The 20,061-nt window shown below is 71.4% G+C and carries 19 protein-coding genes; 18 read left to right on the top strand and 1 reads right to left on the bottom strand.

The annotated features are described in order from the left end of the window. Window positions 1–114: 114 nt before the first annotated feature. The 4 genes from mfd (at window position 115) to Aco03nite_RS21860 (ending at window position 7,155) form a co-directional block, all read left to right on the top strand. The gene (gene mfd, locus Aco03nite_RS21875; protein ID WP_203797386.1) at window positions 115–3,732 is read left to right on the top strand and encodes a transcription-repair coupling factor; all 3,618 of its coding nucleotides are present in this window, start codon (window positions 115–117) and stop codon (window positions 3,730–3,732) included. Window positions 3,733–3,828: 96 nt separating this feature from the next. Continuing rightward, window positions 3,829–4,524 (top strand): hypothetical protein, encoded by a 696-nt coding sequence (locus Aco03nite_RS21870; RefSeq protein ID WP_203797383.1) that lies wholly within the window; start codon window positions 3,829–3,831, stop codon window positions 4,522–4,524. After that, entirely contained in the window at window positions 4,521–5,480 is a 960-nt protein-coding gene (locus tag Aco03nite_RS21865) for a nucleoside triphosphate pyrophosphohydrolase (protein ID WP_203797382.1), read from the top strand. The genes Aco03nite_RS21870 and Aco03nite_RS21865 overlap by 4 nt, the downstream gene beginning before the upstream one ends. Before the next feature lie 58 nt (window positions 5,481–5,538). After that, entirely contained in the window at window positions 5,539–7,155 is a 1,617-nt protein-coding gene (locus tag Aco03nite_RS21860; RefSeq protein WP_203797381.1) for a DUF885 domain-containing protein, read from the top strand. 193 nt (window positions 7,156–7,348) lie between these two features. On the opposite strand, the gene Aco03nite_RS21855 is transcribed toward Aco03nite_RS21860, so the two are convergent. Beyond that, entirely contained in the window at window positions 7,349–8,014 is a 666-nt protein-coding gene (locus Aco03nite_RS21855; RefSeq protein ID WP_203797380.1) for a PilZ domain-containing protein, read from the bottom strand. A 168-nt stretch (window positions 8,015–8,182) separates the two neighbouring features. Here Aco03nite_RS21855 and eno point away from each other — a divergent pair, with 168 nt between their 5' ends. The 14 genes from eno (at window position 8,183) to Aco03nite_RS21785 (ending at window position 19,988) form a co-directional block, all read left to right on the top strand. Beyond that, entirely contained in the window at window positions 8,183–9,466 is a 1,284-nt protein-coding gene (gene eno, locus Aco03nite_RS21850; RefSeq protein WP_203797379.1) for a phosphopyruvate hydratase, read from the top strand. A gap of 102 nt (window positions 9,467–9,568) precedes the next feature. Then, window positions 9,569–10,147: an FtsB family cell division protein gene (locus Aco03nite_RS21845; protein WP_203797378.1), complete on the top strand. Its 579-nt coding sequence runs from the start codon at window positions 9,569–9,571 to the stop codon at window positions 10,145–10,147. A gap of 10 nt (window positions 10,148–10,157) precedes the next feature. Then, window positions 10,158–10,661 (top strand): DUF501 domain-containing protein, encoded by a 504-nt coding sequence (locus tag Aco03nite_RS21840; protein WP_203797376.1) that lies wholly within the window; start codon window positions 10,158–10,160, stop codon window positions 10,659–10,661. Continuing rightward, window positions 10,658–11,152 (top strand): amino-acid N-acetyltransferase, encoded by a 495-nt coding sequence (locus Aco03nite_RS21835; RefSeq protein WP_203797374.1) that lies wholly within the window; start codon window positions 10,658–10,660, stop codon window positions 11,150–11,152. Before Aco03nite_RS21840 ends, Aco03nite_RS21835 begins: the two co-directional genes overlap by 4 nt. Window positions 11,153–11,198: 46 nt before the next feature. Further along, on the top strand, window positions 11,199–12,110 hold the full coding sequence (locus Aco03nite_RS21830) for a Ppx/GppA phosphatase family protein (protein ID WP_203797372.1): 912 nt from the start codon (window positions 11,199–11,201) through the stop codon (window positions 12,108–12,110). 125 nt (window positions 12,111–12,235) lie between these two features. Then, a complete protein-coding gene (locus Aco03nite_RS21825) occupies window positions 12,236–12,565 on the top strand; it encodes a PadR family transcriptional regulator (RefSeq protein ID WP_203797370.1) in 330 nt (109 codons plus the stop codon). Next, window positions 12,562–13,512, top strand: a complete 951-nt coding sequence (locus Aco03nite_RS21820; protein ID WP_203797368.1) for an HAAS signaling domain-containing protein — start codon at window positions 12,562–12,564, stop codon at window positions 13,510–13,512. Before Aco03nite_RS21825 ends, Aco03nite_RS21820 begins: the two co-directional genes overlap by 4 nt. 62 nt (window positions 13,513–13,574) lie before the next feature. Continuing rightward, window positions 13,575–14,288, top strand: coding sequence for a uracil-DNA glycosylase (locus Aco03nite_RS21815; protein WP_275415884.1), 714 nt, complete (start codon window positions 13,575–13,577; stop codon window positions 14,286–14,288). 41 nt (window positions 14,289–14,329) lie between these two features. Next, the gene (locus tag Aco03nite_RS21810; RefSeq protein WP_203797366.1) at window positions 14,330–15,022 is read left to right on the top strand and encodes a DUF4129 domain-containing protein; all 693 of its coding nucleotides are present in this window, start codon (window positions 14,330–14,332) and stop codon (window positions 15,020–15,022) included. Further along, entirely contained in the window at window positions 15,019–15,606 is a 588-nt protein-coding gene (locus tag Aco03nite_RS21805) for a hypothetical protein (RefSeq protein ID WP_203797364.1), read from the top strand. The genes Aco03nite_RS21810 and Aco03nite_RS21805 overlap by 4 nt, the downstream gene beginning before the upstream one ends. A 13-nt stretch (window positions 15,607–15,619) precedes the next feature. Further along, window positions 15,620–16,609 (top strand): AAA family ATPase, encoded by a 990-nt coding sequence (locus Aco03nite_RS21800; RefSeq protein ID WP_203797362.1) that lies wholly within the window; start codon window positions 15,620–15,622, stop codon window positions 16,607–16,609. Beyond that, entirely contained in the window at window positions 16,602–17,960 is a 1,359-nt protein-coding gene (locus Aco03nite_RS21795) for a DUF58 domain-containing protein (RefSeq protein ID WP_203797360.1), read from the top strand. The genes Aco03nite_RS21800 and Aco03nite_RS21795 overlap by 8 nt, the downstream gene beginning before the upstream one ends. A 3-nt stretch (window positions 17,961–17,963) precedes the next feature. Further along, window positions 17,964–18,530, top strand: a complete 567-nt coding sequence (locus Aco03nite_RS21790; protein WP_203797358.1) for a hypothetical protein — start codon at window positions 17,964–17,966, stop codon at window positions 18,528–18,530. A gap of 87 nt (window positions 18,531–18,617) precedes the next feature. Then, window positions 18,618–19,988 carry an NAD(P)/FAD-dependent oxidoreductase gene (locus Aco03nite_RS21785; protein WP_203797356.1) on the top strand — a complete coding sequence of 457 codons (1,371 nt, stop codon included), beginning with the start codon at window positions 18,618–18,620 and terminating at the stop codon, window positions 19,986–19,988. The last annotated feature ends 73 nt before the right edge of the window (window positions 19,989–20,061 follow it).

The following is a 20,061-nucleotide window of genomic DNA, read 5'->3' as shown; positions in this document are numbered from 1 at the left end:
TCGGACATGCTGTGCGATAACGGTTCTCACGTTCCGGCGGACTAAGCTGGGAACCACACCCCCGCCCCTTTCCGGTCCGGGGTCGTTCGTCGTGCCCTCGGGGGGTCGCTCGTCATGCAACTGTCCGGTCTGATTCCCGCCGCCCTGCGTGACCGGGGCCTCGCACGCGCGCGCGACCTCGCCGCCAAGGGCTTCGTCGACTCCGACGCGCTCGACCTGACCGCGCCGGTGTCGATGCGCCCGTTCGTGGTCGCCACCGTCGCCGGCCGGCCCGACGTCGGCGGCGCCGCCCGCCCGGTGCTCGCGGTGACCGCCACCTCCCGCGAGGCCGACGACCTGGCCGACGCCCTCGGCTGCCTGATCGACCCGGACACGGTCGCCGTCTACCCGTCCTGGGAGACGCTGCCGCACGAGCGCCTGTCACCGCGCTCGGACACCGTCGGCCGCCGCCTGGCCGTGCTGCGCCGGCTCGCCCACCCCGGCGAGCACCCGCTGCGGGTCGTCGTCGCGCCGGTCCGCTCCCTGCTCCAGCCGCAGCTGCGGGGTCTCGGCGACCTCGAGCCGGTGGAGCTGATCAGCGGCCGCGAGGCGGAGCTGGAGGAGGTCGCGCGGCGGCTGTCCGACATGGCGTACGCGCGGGTCGACCTGGTCACCAAGCGCGGCGAGTTCGCGGTCCGCGGCGGCATCCTGGACGTCTTCCCGCCCACCGACGAGCACCCGTCCCGGGTCGAGTTCTGGGGCGACGAGGTGGAGGAGATCCGCACCTTCGCCGTCGCCGACCAGCGCACCATCGACCAGGTCTCCCGCCTGTGGGCGCCGCCCTGCCGGGAGCTGCTGCTCACCCCCGACGTCCGGGCGAAGGCCGCGGACCTGGCCGCGCAGCACCCCGAGCTGGCCGAGATCCTCGACAAACTGGCCGAGGGCATCCCGGTCGAGGGCATGGAGTCGCTGGCCCCGGCACTGCTCAGCGGCACCGACAGCATGGAGCTGCTGATCGACTGCATGCCCGCGGGCACCCACGTGCTGCTCTGCGACCCGGAGCGGATCCGGACCCGGGCGCACGACCTGACCCGCACCTCCGACGAGTTCCTGGAGGCCTCCTGGGCGGCGGCCGCGGTCGGCGGTCAGGCGCCGATCGACGTGGGCGCGGTCGCTTTCAAGACCCTTGCTGACGTACGGGCCCATGCCGGCGTCCTCCAGCAGCCGTGGTGGACCGTCTCGCCGTTCGGCCTGGCCGACCCGGCCGCCGGGGCGGAGGCCCTGCCGTGGGAGGACGCGGCGGCCGTCGAGGTGAGCCCGGACCAGGGTGACGCCATCGCGCTCGCCGCCCAGCCGGTCCCGCTCTACCACGGCGAGACCGCCCGGCTGGCCACCGATCTGGCCGGCTGGACCGGTCAGGGCTGGGCCGTCGCGCTGGTCTTCGAGGGCAAGGGCACCGCCCAGCGGGCCGCCGAGCTGCTGCGCGACGCCGGTCTCGGTGTCACCATGGCCGACTCGATCGAGAAACCGATCGCCGACGGCCAGCTGCTGATCACCTGCGGCGGGCTGAACCACGGTTTTGTCGACGAGGCGTCCCGGCTCGCGGTGATCACCGGCAATGACATCTCCGGCGGCCGGGGCGCGTCCACCAAGGACATGCGCAAGCTGCCGGCCCGCCGCCGCAACACCATCGACCCCCTCGAGCTGAAGACCGGCGACTTCGTGGTGCACGAGCAGCACGGCATCGGCCGCTACATCGAGCTGGTGCAGCGCAAGGTCAACGGCGCCGACCGGGAATACCTGGTGATCGAGTACGCGGCGTCCAAGCGCGGCCAGCCCGGCGACCGGCTCTTCGTCCCCACCGACCAGCTCGACCAGCTCTCCCGGTACGTCGGCGGGGAGGCGCCCACCCTGCACAAGATGGGCGGCGCCGACTGGCAGAAGAGCAAGGCGCGGGCCAAGAAGGCGGTCAAGGAGATCGCCGCCCAGCTGATCCAGTTGTACGCCGCCCGCCAGGCCTCCTCGGGCCACGCGTTCGGGCCGGACACCCCGTGGCAGCGGGAGCTGGAGGACGCCTTCCCGTTCACCGAGACCCCGGACCAGATGGCCGCGATCATCGAGGTCAAGCAGGACATGGAGCTGCAGGTCCCGATGGACCGGCTGATCTGTGGCGACGTCGGTTACGGCAAGACCGAGATCGCGGTCCGGGCGGCGTTCAAGGCGGTGCAGGACGGCAAGCAGGTGGCCGTGCTGGTGCCCACCACACTGCTCGCCCAGCAGCACTTCAACACCTTCACCGACCGGATGAGCCAGTTCCCGGTGCAGATCCGGCAGCTGTCCCGCTTCCAGACGCCGAAGGAGACCACGGTCACCCTGGAGGGCGCCGGCAACGGCACGGTCGACATCATCATCGGCACCCACCGGCTGCTCGCCAAGTCGACCCGGTTCAAGAACCTCGGCCTGATCATCGTGGACGAGGAGCAGCGGTTCGGTGTCGAGCACAAGGAGCAGCTCAAGGCCCTGCGCGCCTCGGTGGACGTGCTGACCATGTCGGCCACCCCGATCCCGCGGACCCTGGAGATGGCGATCACCGGCATCCGCGAGATGTCCACCATCGCCACGCCGCCGGAGGAACGCCATCCGGTGCTGACCTACGTCGGGGCGTACGACGAGAAGCAGGTCTCCGCCGCCATCCACCGTGAGCTGCTCCGCGACGGTCAGGTCTTCTTCCTGCACAACCGGGTCGAGTCGATCGACCGGACCGCCGCGAAGATCCGTGAGCTGGTGCCGGAGGCCCGGGTCGCGGTGGCACACGGCCAGATGAGCGAGGAACAGCTGGAGAAGGTGATGGTCGGCTTCTGGGAGAAGGAGTTCGACGTCCTGGTCTGCACCACGATCGTGGAGTCCGGCATCGACATCCCGAACGCCAACACCCTGATCCTGGACCGCGCCGACCTGCTCGGCCTGGCCCAGCTGCACCAGATCCGCGGCCGGGTGGGTCGAGGGCGGGAGCGGGCGTACGCCTACTTCCTCTACCCCCGGGAGAAGCCGCTGACCGAGCACGCCCACGAGCGGCTGGCCACCATCGCCCAGCACACCGAACTGGGCGCCGGCATGTACGTGGCGATGAAGGACCTGGAGATCCGCGGCGCCGGCAACCTGCTCGGCGGCGAACAGTCCGGGCACATCGAGGGTGTCGGCTTCGACCTGTACGTGCGGATGGTCGGCGAGGCGGTGGCCCAGTTCAAGGGCGAGCGCCAGGAGGAGGAGCCGGAGGTCAAGATCGACCTGCCGATCGACGCGCACCTGCCCACCGACTACATCGCCGTCGAGCGCCTGCGCCTGGAGGTCTACCGCAAGCTCGCCGAGGCCCGGGACGCCGCCCGCCTGGACGAGGTGGTGGCCGAGATGACCGACCGGTACGGCAAGCCGCCCGCGCCGGTGGTGAACCTGATCGAGGTGGCCCGGTTCCGGCTGCTGGCCCGCGCGTACGGCCTGACCGACGTGTCGATGCAGGGCAAGCACCTGCGCTTCTCGCCGCTGTCGCTGCTGGACTCCAAGCAGATGCGCCTGAAGCGGTACCACCCGGACTCGGTCTACAAGCCGGGCGCCGACCAGGTCAGCGTCCCACGCCCGAGCACCCGCCGGATCGGCGGCGAGCTGCTCCGCGACCAGGCCCTGCTGCAGTGGTGCGCCCAGTTGCTGAAGGACGTCCTCGGCGACGTCCCGGCCCCGGCCGTCGCGGCACGCTGAGGCCGGGGTGCCAAAGATCACATCGGACGTGAGAGAGTGTTGACCATGCAGCGTGCCCGGAGAATCGCATCCATCGCCGTCGTTGCCTCTCTCGCCGTGGGTGGGCTGGGAGCCTGTGGGTTCCGGCCGGCGGACATGGCCGCCCGGGTCGGGGACGGCGAGACGATCACCGAGGACCGCGTCCAGCGGATCTGGGACGAGAGCCGCGAGACGCTGCTCGACAAGGCGCCGGCCGCCGGGGCGTCGGCCGAGCCGGTCCGGGTGCCGTACACGCGGGGTGATCTGGTCCGGGCGATCGTCAGCCGTGACCTCTACGGCCGGCTGGCCGCCGAGAAGGGCGTGAGCCTCCCGGCCGGGGTGCCGTACGACGAGGCGGGCGCGCAGTTCGGCCTGCCCGGTACGGATGAGTACGTGCGGCTCTACACCGAGAACGCGGTGCTGCAGAACTCGCTGACCAAGGCGGTCACCAACCCGCCCGCGCCGACCGAGGCCGAGGTGCGCGACGTCTTCGACCGGATCAGCGCCAACGGCGGCATCCAGCCGGGCACCGACTTCGCCTCGTTCAACTCGATGCTCAGCCCCGAGGACCGGACCGCCCTGAGCGCCGCCCTGTCGGTGCGCCGGGACCTGCTGGCCCTCGCCGACCAGGCCGACATCGAGGTCAACCCGCGCTACCAGCCGTTCGAGCTGGGCCTGCTCGGGGTCAGCAACCAGCAGACCGGGCAGTCGTACTCGGTGGTCGCGGCCACGCTCGGCGAGGATCTGCGGGCCCCGGTGGCGGACGTCTCTTGAGCACTGTCACCACCCGGATCGTCCTGCTGGTCACCTCACCCCGGCTGCCGGCCGGGCTGCTCACCGCCGAAGCCTGGGACGCCGTCCGGGCGTACCCGGTCTACGCCGCGGCGGAGAGCGCCCAGGCAGCCGCCCTGCGGGCCAACGGGGTGCCGGTGACCGTGCTGGAGACCGACGCGCAGGGCCTGCTCGACACGATCGCCGGGGAGCCCGCGGTGGTGTGGCTCGCCGGGCCGACCGGGGACCAGCCGTTCGCCCGCCAGCTCGGGCTGCGCCTGACCCGGGATCCGGACCTGGCCGAGATGGAGCTGATGTACGGCTCCTGGGATCCGCCCGGCGCCCGGCTCCTGGACGCGGTGGCCGTGATGGACCTGCTGGTGTCACCCGGCGGCGACCCGTGGAAACGGGAGCAGACCCACCGGACGCTCGCCCCCTACCTGCTGGAGGAGAGCTACGAGGCGTACGACGCGATCGTCGGCGACGACCTCGGCACGCTGCGCGAGGAGCTGGGTGACGTCCTGCTGCAGGTGGTGCTGCACGCCCGGCTCGCCGAGGACCACGACGAGAGCGCCCGGTGGACCATCGACGACGTGGCGGGTGACCTCGTCGACAAGATGATCCGCCGCAACCCGCACGTCTTCGCCGGTGAGCAGGTCGCCGACCTCGAGGAGATCACCGCCAACTGGGAGCGGATCAAGCGCGAGGAGAAGTCCCGGGACTCGGTGCTGGACGGGATCGCGCTCAGTCAGCCCGCCTTGGCCCTGGCCGCCAAGATCCTGCACCGGACCGAGCGCGGCGCGGTGGACGTGCCGCTGCCGGACGGCGACGGGCTCGGGACGCTGCTGCTCAAGGTGGTGGCCGAGGCGCGGGCCGCCGGGCTGGACGCGGAGGCCGAGTTGCGTACCGCCGCGCTGGCGTTCGCCGACGCGGTGCGGGCGGCCGAGCGGGGCCGGTGACGGAGCCGTCCGGCGCGTCCGCCATGCGAGGTTGAAAAAGGTTCAGTAACTTTCAGGCATGCCGGAGTTCGTACCGCTCGCCGAGCGCATCGTCGACGCCCTGTTGGAGAGCGATCCCGCGACCGCCTCGTACGCGGGCGACCACCGCTACGACGACCGACTGCCCGACCACTCCCCGGCCGCGGTGTCCGGCCGGGCCGCCATGCTGCGCGACGCCGCCGACGCGCTCAGCGGTGTCGACCCGGACGGCCTGGACGCCGAGGAGCAGGTCGACCACGCGATCCTGTCGGCCCGGGTGGAGCGGGAGCTGTTCGAGCTGACCGACGTCCGCGAGCACGAGTGGAACCCGCTGCGGCACAACCCGGGCCCGCTGCTGCACGGCCTGATCGCCAGGCCGTTCGCGCCCCTCGACGAGCGCCTGACCAGCCTCTCCGGCCGGCTCGCCGCGATTCCCGACACGCTGGCCACCGCCCGCGCGGTGCTGCGCGACACGCCCCGGATCCACACCGGGACGGCGCTCGTCCAGTTCGCCGGCGCCGCCCGGCTGATCCGCGACGAGGTGCCCGCCCTGCTGGAGCGGGAGCCCGGCATGCGCGCCGCGGCCGAGCCGGTGGCGGCCGCCGCGCTGGCGGCGTTCGGCGAGTTCGAGGGCTGGCTGCGGGACCGGCTGGACAGCGGCGAACCCGGCCGGGATCCCCGGCTCGGCCGGCCGCTCTGGGAGGCCCGGCTCTGGCACACCCTGGACACCGAGCTGTCCGCCGGCGAGGTGCTGTCCCGGGCCCGGGAGAACGTGACCCGGGTGGGCGAGGAGCTGCGGGCGGCGGCGGCCGAGCTGATCGGCGGACCGGCTACCGACGAGACCGTGCGCCGGGCCCTCGGCACGCTGGCCGAGAAGCACCCCGACGGCTCCACGATCGTCGCCCTGGCCCGTTCGACGATGGACGAGGCGATTGATTTCGTACGCGTCAACGACGTGCTGTCCCTGGTGGACGACCCGTGCGTGATCGAGGAGATGCCGGAGTTCGCCCGCGGGGTGGCGGTGGCGTACTGCGATCCGCCCGGCCCGCTGGAGACCGCCGACGTGCCCACCTTCTACTGCATCGCGCCGGCCCCCGCGGACTGGAGCGAGGCCCGGGTGGCCAGCCTCTACCGCGAGTACAACGACGAGATGATGCGTAACCTGACCGTGCACGAGGCGATGCCCGGGCACTTCCTGCAGCTGGCGCACGCGCGGCGGTTCCGGTCCGCGACCCGGGTGCGGGCGCTCGGCTGGTCCGACCCGTTCGTCGAGGGCTGGGCGGTCTACGCCGAGGAGCTGATGGCCGGTCTCGGCTTCGGCGGGCTGCCGGTGCGGTTGCAGCAGCTCAAGATGCAGCTGCGGATGAGCCTCAACGCGATCATCGACCAGTTGACGCACTGCGAGGACCTGCCGGAGGCCGAGGCGATGGCCCTGATGACCGGCACCGGGTTCCAGGAGGAGGCCGAGGCGGCCGGCAAGTGGCGCCGGGCGCTGCTCACGTCGACCCAGCTCTCCACCTACTTCGTCGGGTACTCCGAGGTCGCCGGGATCGCGGCGGCCCGCCCGTTCGGCGCCACCCCGAAGGCCTGGCACGACGCGATGCTGGCGCACGGCTCCCCGCCGCCGCGCCACCTGCGCACCCTGCTCGGCGTCTGATCCCGGCCGACGGCCGGGCGATACCGGCGCGGGGCGGCGGGCACGAGACCACCCCGGCATGTCCGCCGACCCCGCGTTATCGAGTATCCGTCGGCGGCCGTCGATGATTCCAGGACGAATGGCCTGACAATTAAGGGGCCGGAAGTCCTCCATTCATTCCGGCCGCCCGGTGGAATTAAAATTCGAATCCGGATTATCGGAGCGCGATGATCCGGGCCGTCGGAGCGGGTTCCGGGGAGTCGTCGGACCGGGCCTGTCGCCGGGCCTCCAGCTGGAGCCGCATCACGTACCGGCGGATGATCCTGGCCTGTCGCTCGTCCTGCTCGAAGATCGCCACGACCTCGGTCAGCAGCGGCCCGCGGACCGGCACCTGCTGACGGATCGTGGCAGCTCGCAGCACCCGCGCCGGGAAGTCGACCACCCCGTCGCCGGCCAGCTGGACCCGCAGCCGGGTGTCCTGGCCGGGCTCGAAACCGACACCGTTGAAGAAGGCGCGCACCGAGCGTTCGCTGATGTCGTGCACCCGCCCGTAGCGCTCCGGCGCGCCGGGTATCACCAGCTGCACGGTCTCCCCGCCGCCCCCGCGCACGTAGTCGCGCAGCTGCTCGATCTCCGGCTGCCCGGCGAACCGGACGTGGACCCGGTTCTCGTCGGTCGCGGCGACCGTCCCGCGCAGCGCGTACCGGCCCCGGAGCCCGGCCGGCCAGCGGACGGTCACCTCGTCACCGGGATTCATCTCGATGTCGTCGAGGGCCAGGGAGAGGGTCACCGCGGTGTCGGTGGCCCGGAACACCCGGACATCGGGCAGCACCCGGGTTCCGTGGGCCATCTCCACCCGGGATCCGTCGGAGAGAAACATGTCCAGAGGTTCGGCAGGTACGTGCCGGGTTTGAGGCGAATCGACGGCGGAGTTGACCGGCCCCTCGAACACGTCATTGCCGGACTCGATACGCTCCTACGGTGTGGTCGGCCCGCAGGGTCGCGGACCGAAACTGTATTCGTACAACTGTTAGGGAGCGACACACTAATGGCCACCATTGAAGCGATCGTCGCGCGCGAGATCCTCGATTCCCGCGGCAACCCGACCGTCGAGGTCGAGGTCGGCCTGGACGACGGCTCGGTCGGCCGCGCGGCGGTGCCCTCCGGCGCCTCCACCGGCGCCTTCGAGGCGCTCGAGCTCCGCGACGGTGACAAGGACCGTTACCTCGGCAAGGGTGTTCTCAAGGCGGTCGAGAACATCGAGGAGAAGCTGATCGACGAGCTGGTCGGCTACGAGGCGTCGGACCAGCGCCTGGTCGACCAGAAGATGCTCGACCTGGACGGCACCTCCGACAAGTCGGAGCTGGGCGCCAACGCCATCCTCGGCGTGTCGCTCGCCGTCGCCAAGGCCGCCGCGGCCTCCGCCGAGCTGCCGCTGTTCCGCTACCTGGGCGGCCCGAACGCGTCGCTGCTGCCGGTGCCGATGATGAACATCCTGAACGGTGGGTCGCACGCCGACTCCAACGTCGATGTCCAGGAGTTCATGATCGCGCCGATCGGCGCCCCGACCTTCCGCGAGGCCGTCCGCAGCGGCGCCGAGGTCTACCACGCGCTCAAGTCGGTGCTGAAGAAGAAGGGCCTCTCCACCGGCCTCGGCGACGAGGGCGGCTTCGCGCCGAACCTGTCGGCGAACGTCGCGGCCCTGGAGCTGATCGCCGAGGCCGTGCAGGCCGCCGGTTACACCCTGGGCAGCGACATCGTGCTGGCCATGGACGTCGCGGCGACCGAGTTCCACAAGGACGGGTCGTACGTCTTCGAGGGCACCCCGAAGTCGACCGACGAGATGATCGCCTACTACGCGAAGCTCGCCGCCGACTTCCCGATCGTCTCCATCGAGGACCCGCTGGACGAGGAGGACTGGGCCGGCTGGTCCGCGCTGACCGCGCAGATCGGTGACAAGGTGCAGATCGTCGGCGACGACCTGTTCGTCACCAACCCGCAGCGCCTGGCCCGCGGCATCGCCGAGCAGGCCGCCAACGCCCTGCTGGTCAAGGTGAACCAGATCGGCTCGCTGACCGAGACGCTGGACGCCGTGGACCTGGCCCACCGGGCCGGCTTCAAGACGATGATGTCGCACCGGTCCGGCGAGACCGAGGACGTCACCATCGCCGACCTGGCCGTCGCGGTCGGCTCCGGCCAGATCAAGACCGGTGCCCCGGCGCGGTCCGACCGGGTCGCGAAGTACAACCAGCTGCTGCGCATCGAGGAGCAGCTGGAGAGCGCCGCCCGGTACGCCGGTGCGGGCGCGTTCCCGCGTTACCGCGTCGCCTGACGCGTAAACGCCGGATCATCGAGTTTGGTGGCACCCGTACCGGAGGAATAGGTTCTCTGCGGGTGTCACCAAAAACGTGAGACGTCGGCGGGGAGGTCGGAGATGACGGAGCGCCGTACACCGAGCGGCCAGGGCCCGACCCGGCGCCGCACCGGTGCCGGAGGCCGCCCGACCTCCACCCGCACCAGGACCGCCTCGTCCCGGACCACGGCCCGCAACACCGGCCCGGTCCGGGTGCCGTCGGCCCGCCGCCCGTCCGGGGCCACCCGGTCCGGCGCCGAGCGCACCGACGCGCCCCGCCCCCGCGCGCTGACCAGCCGGGCCACCGTGCTCATCGCGCTGGTCGTCGCCCTGGCGCTGGCCTACACCTACCCCCTCCGGGTGTATCTGGAGCAGGAGTCCCAGATCGCCGAGATGGAGAGCGCCACCGCCGCGCAACGGGCCGAGATCGCCGAGACGGCGAAGAAACTGGCCAAGTGGCGCGACGACGACTACCTGCGCATCCAGGCCCGCGAGCGATACTTCTACGTGCGTCCCGGCGAGACGCCGCTGCTTGTCGTGGACGACAAGGAGGGCGCCGCTCGCAAGGCCGCGGAGCAGACCCCGGCGGCCGCCCCGGACCGCTGGTACGACACGCTGTGGAGCAGTGTCGAAGCCGCCAACGCAGAGCCTCAGGACTGAACCCGGACCGATGGAACAACCCACACCCGCCGACCTGGACATCGTCGCCGCCCAGCTGGGCCGCCGCCCACGGGGCACCCGTGCGGTCGCGCACCGCTGCCCGTGCGGTAACCCCGACGTGGTGGAGACCTCGCCACGTCTGGACGACGGCACGCCCTTCCCGACGCTCTTCTACCTCACCTGCCCGCACGCCACGGCCGCCTGCAGCCGCCTGGAGTCGGCCGGTGTGATGCGTGACATGCAGGAGCGTCTCAGCACCGATCCCGAGCTGGCCAAGAAGTACGCCGAGGCGCACCAGGACTATCTGGACCGGCGGACCGCCATCGAGGACGTGCCGGAGATCAAGAATGTTTCGGCCGGTGGCATGCCGGACCGGGTGAAGTGCCTGCACGTCCACCTCGGGCACGCGCTGGCCGCCGGGCGGGGTGTCAACCCGTTCGGTGACGAGGTGCGCGACGCGATCGAGCCCTACTGGGCCGGTGGGCCCTGCGTGCGGATCGCGACCGACGAGTGATCATCCGTCGGGCCAGGACCGGGGACATCCGGTCGATCCGGTCCCTGGTGGACACCTACACCACCGATCGCCGGCTGCTCAGCAAGGCCACCGTGACCCTGTACGAGCAGGTGCAGGAGTTCTGGGTGGCCGAGGCCGAGGACGGCTCGGTGGTCGGCTGCGGGGCCCTGCACGTGATGTGGGAGGACCTGGCGGAGATCCGCACGGTCGCCGTCGATCCGGCCCGGCGCGGGCAGAAGATCGGGCACCGGATCGTCGCGGCCCTGATCGACCAGGCGCGTGAGCTCGGTGTGCGCCGGGTCTTCTGCCTCACCTTCGAGACCCGGTTCTTCGGCTCGTTCGGGTTCACCGAGATCGACGGCGCCCCGGTGCCGCACAAGATCTACGAGCAGCTTCTCCGGTCGTACGACGAGGGTGTCGCCGAATTTCTTGATCTTGAACGGGTCAAACCCAACACCTTGGGGAACACGAGAATGCTGCTGCACCTGTGACCGGGGCGGTTTCCCCGGCGGGCCGGAGCGGCGCGGAGGTCTTGGCATGAGCGTGCGGGTAGCAGCCATCGACTGCGGCACCAACGCCATCCGTCTGCTGATCGCCGACGTCAGTGGGGACGAGCTTGTCGATGTCGCCCGGCGGATGGAGATCGTCCGGCTCGGTGAGGGGGTGGACCGGACCGGCATGCTCGCCCCCGCGGCGATCGAGCGGACCAGGAAGGCCCTTCTCGGGTACGCCGCGGAGATCGCCGAACTGGGCGTCACCCGGGTGCGGATGTGCGCCACCTCGGCCAGCCGGGACGCCTCCAACGCGCAGGACTTCCGGGACATGGTCCGCGGGGTGCTCGGCATCGACCCGGAGGTGATCACCGGCGCGCAGGAGGCCCAGCTCTCCTTCGACGGGGCGGTCCGCGGGCTGGACGCCGAGGGGCCCTACCTGGTCTACGACCTGGGCGGCGGCTCCACCGAGTTCGTCACCGGCACCAAGTCCGTCGAGCAGGCGATCTCGATGGACATCGGCTGTGTCCGGATGACCGAGCGGCACCTGCACAGCGATCCGCCGACCGCGGCCGAGCTGGCGGCGGCCGAGGCGGACATCGTCGCGGCGATCGACACCGCCCTGGCGGCGGTCGGCGGGCGTGCGGCGAAGACCCTGGTCGGGCTGGCCGGAACGGTCACCACGGTAGCGGCGCTGGCGCACGAGCTGGACGAGTACGACTCCGAGCGGATCCATCACAGCCGGATCGACGCGCCGGTGGTGGCCCGGGTGACCGATGAGCTGCTGGCGATGACGGTGGCCGAGCGGCTGGCGCTGCCGGTGATGCACCCCGGCCGGGCCGACGTGATCGGGGCCGGCGCCCTGATCATGAAGCTGATCAGCGAACGGTCCGGTCACGACTTCGTGATCGCCTCCGAACACGACATCCTCGACGGCATCGCCTTCGGGTTGGCTTAGACCGTTGTCAAGCGATCTTCTTGACAGCGGTCTGGGCCGTCGATCTTAGAAGAGATAGAAGTGCACTGCCCTTCGGGGTAGTGCGCTGTTGACGGTACTTCGCATTGCGCAGTACTGTCCACGGCGTGGATGCGACCCAGTTGCTCAAGGGCGTGCTCGACCTCGCCGTCCTGGCCGTCCTGCGGGACGAGGACGGCTACGGGTACGACATCCTGCGCCGCCTGCGGACGGCCGGGCTGGAGGACGTCGGTGACGCCTCCGTCTACGGCACGCTACGACGGCTCTTCAACAACGGACTGCTGAACAGCTACGTGGTGCCCAGCGACGAGGGCCCGCACCGGAAGTACTACGCACTGAACGAGGCCGGCCGGACCGAGCTGCAACGCTCCACCAAGGTCTGGGACGGCTTCGCGTCGATCATGGAAGATCTGCTTCGCGAGCGGGGGAAGGCGTGAACCTCACGGCACAGGACGAGATCGCCGTCTATGTGGAGGGCGTCCGGCTGGCACTGTCCGGTCTGCCGGCCGAGATCCGGGACGAGCTTCTCGAAGACCTGCCCGAGCATCTGGCCGAGGTGCTGGCCGAGGGCGGCGGTTCCCTCGAGGACCGCCTCGGCCCGCCCGATGTATACGCCGCCGAGCTCAGCGCCAGCGCGGGCCTCGGCGCGAACCCGGCCCCACCACGGACCGACGCCCGGTCCCGCGCCGCCGCCAAGGCCGCCGCGCACCGGGCCCGGCTGGCCGGTCGGGTGCGTGTCGCCGACGAGTTCGTCGGCCGGTTGCTGGGGTACCCGAGGGCCCGGGACTTCCTGGTGCTCCTGCGCCCGGCCTGGTGGGTGCTCCGGGGCTATCTGGCGGCGATGGCGGTGTCCTTCTTCGTGGAGGAGAGCGAGAACTCGATCGGGCTGCTGCCCCGGATCAACGGCGAACTCGTGCTGGGTCTCGCCCTGCTCGCGGTGGCCGTCATCGGCTCGGTCTGGCTGGGCCACCGGGGCGGCCCGGCCGGACGTGGCAAGCGGCGGGCGCTGAAGTTCGCCAGCGCGGTGCTGGTCTTCTTCGCCGTCGTCGGGTTCGTCGAGGCCGACGAGGCGGCCCGCCGGGACTACTACGAGCCGGTCGGCTACCCGCAGTCGAAGTACGACGACGTGCGGGACGTCTTCGTCTACGACCGCGACGGCCGCCTGCTCACCGACGTGCAGCTCTACGACCAGGACGGCCGGGCGATCCACTTCGGCGACGGCTACTGCGTGAACGCGGAGACCGGCGAGGTCAAGCCGAGCCGGGCGGTGGGCTACCCGGGCTGTGCGAACGACGCGCCGTTCGTCTCGCTGACCCCGGAGCCGTCGGGGGTTCCCGCGGAGGATCCGTCGGCGGTTCCCTCGGCCCCGGTGGTGGGCGGCTAGCGCCGGGATGCTGTGCTGGACGGGTGCTCCCGTCCAGCCTGTCCGCGCGTACCGCCGGGGAAGTGGAAAGAGAGGCGACCGCGACCGCCTCGCTGCCCCTGCTGGACGACCGCATCGCGGATTGTTTCGCCTGCCCCCGCCTGGTCACCTGGCGCACCGACATCGCGGTCACCAAGCGGGCCGCCTTCCGGGACCAGGAGTACTGGGGCCGCCCGCTGCCCGGTTTCGGGGTCGCCGATGCCGAGATCGCGATCCTCGGGCTGGCCCCGGCCGCGCACGGCGGCAACCGGACCGGCCGGCTCTTCACCGGCGACCGCTCCGGTGACGTCCTGTTCGCCGCCCTGCACCGGGCCGGTCTGGCCAACCAGCCGACCAGTGTGTCCGCCGACGACGGCCTGGAGTTGCGGCACACCCGTATCTTCGCGGCGGTGCGCTGCGCCCCGCCGGACAACAAGCCGACACCCGAGGAACGCGACACCTGCGCCCCCTGGTTCCGGCGCGAGCTGCAACTCCTCCGGCCGACGCTGAAGGTGGTGGTGGCGCTCGGCGCGTTCGCCTGGGCCGCGTGGTGGCCGGCGATGACCGCGGCGTACGGCCGTAGGCCCCCGGTCCCACGCCCGAAATTCGGGCACGGCGCCCTGGTGACGGTGCCCGGCGCCCCGGTCCTGCTGGGGTGTTTCCACGTCAGTCAGCAGAACACCTTCACCGGCCGGCTGACCCCCTTGATGCTCGACGAGGTGTTCGGCCGTGCGAAGGATCTGGCGGGTTTGGCATGATGCGAGCGCCGACAATCTTCGAGTCACGGATCTGAGCCCGCATGGATTTCGCCGCACTGCGCCGATGGTGGCCCTTCGCCGCCGTCCTCGGGCTGCTCTTCGTCATCGCGCTGGCCGCCACCCGGTCCGCGCCGCAGCTCGACCGGATCCAGCCCCGATCGACCGCGGCCACCACCAAACCGCCGCTGCTGCCGCCCGAGCCGTCGGTGCGGCCCAGCTTCCAGGATGCCGTCCCGGAGCCGGCCCAGTCGCTGCCCGGCTGGGTGGGCACCGCCACCCTGATCGTGCTCGGCGCCGGCGCCCTGCTGATGGTGATCGGCCTGACCTGGGCGCTGGTCCGGGACTACCTGCGCCGCCGCCCGGCCCGGTCCGGCAAGCACACGCCGCGCCGTCCGCAGCGGACCGCCGACGACCTGGTGGCCGCGCTGGACGCCGGCCTGGAGGAGCTGTCCGACACCGACCGTGACCCGCGCCGCGCGGTGATCGCCTGCTGGGTGCGGCTGGAGGACGCGGCCGCCGCGGCGGGCACCCACCGGCATCCCGGCGACAGTCCCACCGACTACGTCGGGCGGCTGCTGGCCGAGCAGCAGGTCGACGCCGGGGTGCTGGCGGCGCTGCTGGCGGTGTACCGGGAGGCGCGGTACGCGACGCACACCGTCGACGACCAGATGCGCCAGCAGGCCCGCTCCGCGCTGGAACGCCTGCGCGCCGACCTGGGTGGGGTGCAGGTATGAGTGACGGTGGACTCGACGACCTCTTCGGGGCGGGTGGCACCACCAGCCGGCGCCGCGTCGAGGAACCGGAAGCGGTCGTCAAACGCCGCTCGATCGCGGTCACCCTGATCGGCAACGCCGTCGTGATCGGCCTGGCCGCGGTGGTGATCACCGCCGGTCTGCGGGCCGTCGACCTGACCATCTCACTGCTGCTGCTGATCGCGCTGCTGGTCGGCCTGCGGCTGGTGATCCACGCGGTCCGGGCGGTCGCCCCGCCACCCGCGCCCAAGCTGCGTTCCAAGACCGGCGCCGAGGCCGGGCCGTCCGCCGACGCGCTGCGGTCCGCGGTCCGGCGCTGGGAGCGGAACCTGGACCGGGCCAACTCGGACCCGGAACTGTATGCGCGTAACGTTCTGCCGGTGCTCGCCGAGCTCACCGACGAACGGCTGCGACTGCGGCACGGCATCACCCGGGCCACTGACCCCCGCCGCGCCCGCGAACTGCTCGGCGACGAGCTCTGGTCGGCACTCGCCGACCCGGGCCGCCGGCGCGGTCTGAAGGCGCGCGACGTCGAGACTTATCTAGACGCCATGGAACGACTGTGAGAAAGGTGCAGCGGTGACGCAGGCTCTTCCCCCGTACGAGGTCGGGCGGCTGGCCGGGGCGGTGCTCGACTCGGTCGGCTCGGTCGTGGTGGGCAAGCGGGACTCGCTGGAACTGGTGCTGGCCGGGATCCTGGCCGGCGGTCACGTGCTGCTGGAGGACATGCCCGGCCTCGGCAAGACGCTGACCGCCCGCTGTTTCGCCCAGGCGCTCGGGCTGGACTTCCGCCGTCTCCAGTTCACCCCCGACCTGCTGCCCGCCGACGTCACCGGCTCGTTCCTCTACGACCAGCGCAAGGGTGACTTCGCCTTCCGGGCCGGCCCGGTCTTCACCAACATGCTGCTCGCCGACGAGATCAACCGGACGCCGCCGAAGACCCAGTCCGCCCTGCTCGAGGCGATGCAGGAGAAGCAGGTCTCGGTCGAGGGCGTGACCTACCGGCTGGACCCGCCGTTCCACGTGATCGCGACCGCCAACCCGATCGAGTACGAGGGCACCTACCCGCTGCCCGAGGCCCAGCTCGACCGGTTCCTGCTGCGGGTGTCGTTCGGCTACCCGACGGCCGAGGAAGAGTGGTCGGTGCTCCAGCGCCGGATGTCGCGGCGCCAGGAGGAGGCGACCCTCTCCCCGGTGGTGGACGCCCGGACCCTGCAGGTGATGCAGGCCGCCCTGGAGTCGGTCGCGGTCGAGGACTCGATCGGGCGCTACATCGTGTCGCTCGCCTCGGCGACCCGGGAGCACAGCGCCGTCCTGGTCGGCTCCTCCCCGCGTGGCTCGCTCGCCCTGCTCCTGCTGGCCCGCGCCCGGGCCGCGATGGCCGGCCGGGACTACGTGGTGCCGGAGGACGTGAAGGACGTCGCGATCCCGGCGCTCGCCCACCGGATCACCCTGCGCCCGGAGATGTGGCTGCGGCAGGTCAACCCGACGTTCGTGGTCCAGGAGGTGCTCTCCGCCGTTCCGGCCCCGGCCAGCGGGGCGCTCCCGACGTACGCCCGGCATGACTGACCCGACCAGGCTGAGACCGGCCGTCCCCGTCGACGAGGAGGGGGCCGAGCAGCCGTTCGGCCCGATCTGGGCGCCGACGCGTGCCCTCGGCCGGACGGTGCTGCTCACCGGCGTACTCCTGCTGCTCGGGGTGGCCCTGGGCCGGGTCGACCTGGCGCTGCTCGCGGCCCCGTTCGCGATCGGCGCCGCGATCCACCTGCGCCGGATCCCGGCCGCCGCCCCGGAGATCACCATCCGGGCCGACGAGTCGCACCTGGTCGAGGGCGGCGAGGTGGACGCCGGGCTGATCGTCGCCAACCCGGACGCGATCGGTTACGACCTGGTCGTGGTCCGGACCCGGAACTCGCGCTGGCTCCGGCTGGAGCACGCCGACCGGCCGTTCGCGATCACCGTGGGCGCCGACGGCTGGGCCGCGATCGACCTGCCCGGCGAGGCTCTGCGCTGGGGCCGGCAGGACGTCGGCCCGGCTGCCGCGCGCGCCGCGGCCTGCGGTGGTCTGCTGGCCTGCCGGCCGGTGGTCACCCCGGCCAAGGGCGTGCGCGTCTATCCGGTCACCGAGCCGTTCAAGGCGGTCGAGGCGATGCCGGCGGCCGCGGGGCTGGTCGGTGCGCACCGCTCACGGCGTCCGGGTGAGGGCGGAGAGCTTGCGGGTGTACGCCAATTCGCCCCCGGGGACCGCCTGCGCCGCATCGACTGGCGGGTCTCGCTGCGGACCCGCGACCTGCACGTGGCCTCGACCCTGTCGGACCGGGACGCCGAGGTGCTGCTGCTGCTCGACGTGCTCGGTGAGATCGGGCTCTCCGGCGGGGTGCGCGGCGGCTCGTCGGTGCTGGACACCACGGTCCGGGCCACCGCCGCGATCGCCGAGCACTACCTGCACCGGGGCGACCGGGTCTCGCTGCTGGAGTACGGCGCCGACTCCCGTCGCCTGCGTCCCGCCTCCGGCCGCCGGCAGTACCTGACCGCGCTGGAGTGGCTGCTCGACGTGCGGCCCCAGCCGACCGAGACCGAACAGTACGAGAACGTCTTCGGCGCGCACCACGTCTCGTCGTCGGCGCTGGTGGTGGTGCTCACCCCGCTGGTCGACCCGCGGGCGGCCGACATGCTCGCCCAGCTCACCCAGTCCGGCCGCTACGTGGTGGCGGTCGACACCCTGCCGCCGGACGCCGCTCCGCCGGTGCAGAACCAGTGGACGCCCGCGGCCACCCGGCTGTGGCAGATCGAACGGGAGAACGTGCTGGGACGGCTGCGCGAGCACGGTGTGCCGGTGGTGGCCTGGGCCGGGGCCGGCAGCCTCGACCTGGTGCTGCGGGACGTGTCCCGGCTGGCCTCGGTACCGAGGGGACGCTGACACGTGCTGAGCGCAGTGACCGGACGGGTGGACCGGTGGAAGACCGCCCTGGGGCGGGCCACCGCCGTACCGTTCATCGTCCGTTGCGGTGTCCTCGTCACCGGCCTGCTCGCCTTCGGCGTCGCCTGGCCGATCGAGCTGCTGAGCAGCCCGCGGTTCTTCCTCACGGTCGCCGCGGTCGCCCTCTGGCCGGCGCTGGCACCGAAAGGCCGCGGCGGTACGGCCGCCGCTCTCGTGGTGATCGCCGGCTGGCTGGCCGACACCACCGCGTTCGGCTCGCCGGTCACCCTGATGCGGGTGCTGGCGCTGTCCACACTGCTCTACCTGGCCCATACACTGACCGCGCTGGCCGCTGTGCTGCCGTACGACGCGATAGTCAATTTCGACGTGCCGGGGCTGTGGATCGTACGATCGCTGGTGGTGGTGTTGATCTCCGCCGTGGTGATCATCCTGGCTCTGGGTCTCACCGCTGACCTGGGCGGGGACGCCTTCGAGCTGGCGACCCTGGTCGGTTTGGGCGCGGCTGCCATTGTGACGATGGTCCTAGCACGTCTGACCCGTCGTGAGTGAATTCTGAGTGTTTCGTCACTTGACTTCGGCCGTTGTGATCGTCACAGAACGACGCATCAGACCCCTTCCGCGCGCGACAATAGGTGGGTGAATCCGCCGCGCATAGTCGTCGTTGGAGCAGGTCACGTCGGGCTTTACGCCGCCCTCCGCCTGTCCAAAAAGCTGAACCGGAACCAGGCCGAGATCGTCGTCATCGACCCTGTTCCACACATGACTTACCAGCCGTTCCTGCCTGAGGCAGCGGCCGGTAACATTTCGCCGCGACACGCCGTGGTGCCGCTGCGCCGGGAGCTGAAGAAGTGCCGCATCGTCTCCGGTGAGGTCACGAAGCTCGAGCACGCTCGTAAGACCGTCACCATCCAGCCGATCGACGGCCCGGCCTACGAGATGGAGTACGACCACATCATCGTGGCGCCCGGCTCGGTCTCCCGGACCCTGCCGATCCCCGGCCTCAGCGACATCGGCATCGGTCTGAAGACCATCGGTGAGGCCATCTACCTGCGCAACCACATCCTCGACCGGCTCGACGTCGCCGCCGTGACGCCGGACGAGGAGGTTCGCAAGGCCTCGCTGAACTTCGTGTTCGTCGGTGGTGGCTTCGCCGGTATCGAGGCGCTCGCCGAGATGCAGGACGTGGTCTCCGACGCGCTGAAGTACTACCCGGAGCTGGACCCCAAGGAGGTCCACTTCATCCTGGTCGAGGCGACCAACCGGATCCTGCCCGAGGTGGGCCCGGAGATGGGCGCCTACGCGGCCCGGCAGCTCGCCGCCCGCGGCATCGACCTGCGGCTGGGCACCTTCCTCCAGTCCTGCGTCGACGGCAAGATCGTGCTCTCCGACGGGGACTCCTTCCGCGCCGAGACGCTGGTCTGGACGGCCGGTGTCAAGCCGTCGCCGATGCTGGCCAACACCGACCTGCCGCTCGGCCCGCGCGGTCACGTCAACTGCCTGCCCACCCTGCAGGTCGCCGACAACGACACCAGCGAGCCGCTCGACGGCGCCTGGTCCGCCGGTGACTGCGCGCAGGTCCCCGACCTGACCAACCCGGGTGGCTGGTGCTCGCCGAGCGCCCAGCACGCGGTCCGTCAGGCCAAGGTGCTCGCCGACAACATCGCCCAGGTGATCCGGGGCGGCGCCCCGGTGGAGTACCGGCACAAGCACGTCGGTGGTGTCGCCGGCCTCGGCATCAACAAGGGTGTCGCGCACGTCTACGGCATCAAGGTCAAGGGCTACCCCGCGTGGCTGATGCACCGCTTCTACCACGTGAGCCGGATCCCGTCGTTCAACCGCAAGATCCGGGTCGTCGCCGACTGGGTGCTGGCGTTCCTGTTCAAGCGGGAGACCGTGGCGCTCGGCCAGCTGCACCGCCCGCGTGAGGACTTCCTCGAGGTGACGCCGCCGGTGGCGCTGCCCGCCGAGAAGGCTCCGGAGAAGAAGGTCACCGCCGCGTCGCGCTGATTCTCCCGGCCATGGTCGCCTGATTTCGTGGCCATGGCCGTTTCCACTGCCTGGGCGGCACCAGCTACGGTGT

The sequence above is a fragment of the Actinoplanes couchii genome, from assembly GCF_016862075.1.
In the GTDB taxonomy this organism is placed as follows: Bacteria; Actinomycetota; Actinomycetes; order Mycobacteriales; family Micromonosporaceae; genus Actinoplanes; species Actinoplanes couchii.
This window is presented reverse-complemented; position numbering and strand designations above follow the sequence as displayed.

Excerpts from the sequence above, each read along its gene's own strand:
- mfd (WP_203797386.1), top strand. The coding sequence starts at position 115 with ATGCAACTGTCCGGTCTGATTCCCGCCGCCCTGCGTGACCGGGGCCTC.
- Aco03nite_RS21860 (WP_203797381.1), top strand. The coding sequence starts at position 5,539 with ATGCCGGAGTTCGTACCGCTCGCCGAGCGCATCGTCGACGCCCTGTTG.
- Aco03nite_RS21855 (WP_203797380.1), bottom strand. The coding sequence starts at position 8,014 with ATGTTTCTCTCCGACGGATCCCGGGTGGAGATGGCCCACGGAACCCGG.
- eno (WP_203797379.1), top strand. The coding sequence starts at position 8,183 with ATGGCCACCATTGAAGCGATCGTCGCGCGCGAGATCCTCGATTCCCGC.
- Aco03nite_RS21845 (WP_203797378.1), top strand. The coding sequence starts at position 9,569 with ATGACGGAGCGCCGTACACCGAGCGGCCAGGGCCCGACCCGGCGCCGC.
- Aco03nite_RS21840 (WP_203797376.1), top strand. The coding sequence starts at position 10,158 with ATGGAACAACCCACACCCGCCGACCTGGACATCGTCGCCGCCCAGCTG.
- Aco03nite_RS21830 (WP_203797372.1), top strand. The coding sequence starts at position 11,199 with ATGAGCGTGCGGGTAGCAGCCATCGACTGCGGCACCAACGCCATCCGT.
- Aco03nite_RS21810 (WP_203797366.1), top strand. The coding sequence starts at position 14,330 with ATGGATTTCGCCGCACTGCGCCGATGGTGGCCCTTCGCCGCCGTCCTC.
- Aco03nite_RS21805 (WP_203797364.1), top strand. The coding sequence starts at position 15,019 with ATGAGTGACGGTGGACTCGACGACCTCTTCGGGGCGGGTGGCACCACC.
- Aco03nite_RS21795 (WP_203797360.1), top strand. The coding sequence starts at position 16,602 with ATGACTGACCCGACCAGGCTGAGACCGGCCGTCCCCGTCGACGAGGAG.